Source organism: Helicobacter pylori (assembly GCF_006440215.1).
Taxonomy (GTDB): Bacteria; Campylobacterota; Campylobacteria; order Campylobacterales; family Helicobacteraceae; genus Helicobacter; species Helicobacter pylori_CS.
Genome location: NZ_VEZH01000045.1, coordinates 1 through 359 on the forward strand (window position 1 = coordinate 1; position 359 = coordinate 359).

The 359-nt window shown below is 40.1% G+C and carries 1 protein-coding gene; it reads right to left on the reverse strand.

From position 1 onward, the window contains the following. Nucleotides 1–53 precede the first annotated feature (53 nt). A partial coding sequence (locus FIM44_RS08425; RefSeq protein WP_140579772.1) for an outer membrane protein occupies nucleotides 54–359 on the reverse strand: 306 nt, incomplete at its 5' end.

Consider the following 359-nt stretch of genomic DNA (forward strand, 5'->3'; position numbering starts at 1 on the left):
AAAAAAAGAAAGGCTTTAAAAGAAATCCCTTAAAAAGGGAGTTTCACAAAAGCTTAGTAAGCAAACACATAATTCAAATACACGCTATAGAGCCTTCGGTATTTGAGTTCAGCCCCCATAAAGGAATAATAGTTCGTGTTAATGGTGGGGATTTTAAGCCCTAACTCAATCCCATGCTGAGCCGCATGATCGCTGCCTTTTTTCTTAGCCCTGGCTAAATTCATCCTCACTCCCATGTTGAATAAGAATTGGAAGTTCGCCACGTTCATTTTAGCGTTATAGACATTATTCACGGTGGCTAAATTCACGAATTCAGAATTAAGCCATGAAGTGCCGGCTAATGCGATCCCACCAAAAAG